The sequence below is a fragment of the Pseudomonas sp. PB103 genome (genome assembly GCF_009764635.1).
Taxonomy (GTDB): Bacteria; Pseudomonadota; Gammaproteobacteria; order Pseudomonadales; family Pseudomonadaceae; genus Aquipseudomonas.
In genome coordinates this window covers 1-2037 of the sequence record NZ_RWIL01000117.1, presented here as the reverse complement: position 1 = coordinate 2037, position 2037 = coordinate 1, and the positions used below count along the sequence as shown (strand labels likewise).

Below are 2037 nucleotides of genomic sequence, written 5' to 3'. Positions count from 1 at the left end.
GCGGCAGTGGTTTTGACCATTCGATAATGTCGGGGTAGAGCAGGTCAGGGGGGGATGACAATTTCAAGTTCTGCAACTTTTCAGCGAAATAGGTTCCCAAAATCGTGATGCAGAATACCCCCCATATAACACCTATCAGGTCGCCCTTACGCAGGTCGATCATGAGCGAGCCGATTTGCGTTTTTTCGTAGGGCGTGAAACCTACCCGGCTATTGGGTACGGCGTCCGGTCCTACTTCCATGTAGCTGCGTGTGCACTCCCACAACGCCATTGCTGTGGAACCGCCGCCGCAGTTGAAACCGAATGAAAAATGTTTGTTGTCCTCTTTGGCCTGGGGGTCTGGGTTTTCAAAGCCAATGATCAACAAGCCCATGGTAGCTTTACCAGCTTGGCTTACTGAGGAATGTTGAGTCGCTGCCGCCGTCACGCTTTCCCAAGGCACCAGCCAATATTCGCCATTCTCTCGCGGCAGACATACTTCACGACGTTGTCGATTAAACCGCACGGGTGAGGGGACATCGCGTAGTAGGCCCTGAATCACAAGCAAGATAGGGATTCCCACGATAATTAATCCTCCTCCCCATATCAGAGGGTCAGGCGTGATGTAATTCAGAAGCGCAAAAAGCATTACCATCGGCCAGATAACCATCACAGCCGAGCCGATGCTGTAGTTGCCAATGTCGAGAAAAACCTCGTTCTTTCGCCAGATGGTGTTGAGCACATCACAGGGCTTTTCACCGGTTGGGATGGGCAACGGCGCCAGATAGTCGTTGCGCGAAAACAAACGTTTTTTTGTGGTGCCTGCAGGTGGCGTACTCATCCGTGGATCCAGGTTATAAAGCTACTGATCATCAAGCGAATGCTTGAGCCGCTTGTGCGGCTAATTCGGCTTCACGCTTGGCGATAGCTTCTTCCAATTCAGGGGAACGCTTCGCCCATTGCTCGGGTGGCAATGGTTTTGACCATTCGATAATGTCGGGATAGTGGAGGTCGGGTGGGGGATTCAGTTTCCAGCGTTCCAGTACGTCGATCAGCAGCGTATTGAAAACGAAAATCCCGCAAAAACCTTCCCACAATACGGTTACAAACCATCCTCGTAACTTCGCGGCTTTCTTAAGATCGTTGAAATAGGTAGCCCATATTCCTTTGGACCTGTCGAAGCGAGCCGTCTGGTCCTCAACAGAATCTGGACCAATTTCCATGTAGCTACGCATACACTCCCAAAGCGCCATAGCGGTGGTGCCACCGCCACAGTTGAAGCCTAGCGAAAAATGCTTGTTATCTTCTTTAGCCTGTGGATCAGGGTTTTCAAAACCGATAACCAACAAGCCCATGGTGGCTTTACCCGCCTGGCTCACCGAGGAGTGCTGGGTAGCAGCTGCTGTTACGCCTTCCCAAGGGACTATCCAGTATTCGCCACCCTCTCGCGGGACGCATACTTCACGTCGCTGGCGGTTGAATCGTATCGGTAAAGGTACTGGACGTAACAAACCCTGCACCAGAATCATGGATGGAATTCCGATAATGATCCCACCTCCAATAAGAATAAAAACACTGAGATCCGGTGAAATATTTCTAAAACCAAAGGCCAGAGATAAAAATAGCATTAGTGTTGGCCACATGACCATTACCGTGGACCCGACGGTGTAATTTCCGACATCTAGAAATACGTCGTTCTTCTGCCATATGGTGTTCAGCACATCCGAGGGTTTTTGACCTGTAGGGAGGGGCCGCGGCGCCAAATAGTCATTGCGCGACAATAGCCGGTTTTTTGTGGTGCCTGCTGGAGGTGTGCTCATGCGTGGCCCTGGGTTATATAGCAACTCATCATCATGCTGATGCTTGAGCCGTTTGTGCGGCTAATTCGGCTTCACGCTTAGCGATGGCTTCTTCCAGTTCTGGGGAACGCTTCGCCCATTGCTCGGGTGGCAGTGGTTTTGACCATTCGATGATATCGGGGTAGAGCAGGTCAGGCGGGGAAGACAATTTCAAGTTCTGCAACTTTTCCGCCAAATAGGTTCCCAAAATCGTAATGCA

Annotated in this window: 2 protein-coding genes and 1 pseudogene; all 3 read right to left on the bottom strand. The window is 51.0% G+C overall.

Annotated elements, in window-relative coordinates; all coding sequences use genetic code 11:
* Positions 1–820 (bottom strand): hypothetical protein (locus tag EJA70_RS20715; protein WP_158833139.1); only part of this gene is annotated, 820 nt, incomplete at its 3' end.
* A gap of 31 nt (positions 821–851) precedes the next feature.
* Positions 852–1799, bottom strand: coding sequence for a hypothetical protein (locus EJA70_RS20710; protein ID WP_158833137.1), 948 nt, complete (start codon positions 1797–1799; stop codon positions 852–854).
* A 31-nt stretch (positions 1800–1830) separates the two neighbouring features.
* Positions 1831–2037, bottom strand: a pseudogene (locus tag EJA70_RS20705) (hypothetical protein); the annotation flags it as partial.

What these genes read in the sequence shown, in the direction of transcription:
- EJA70_RS20710 (WP_158833137.1), bottom strand. Translation starts at nt 1,799, where the DNA reads ATGAGCACACCTCCAGCAGGCACCACAAAAAACCGGCTATTGTCGCGC.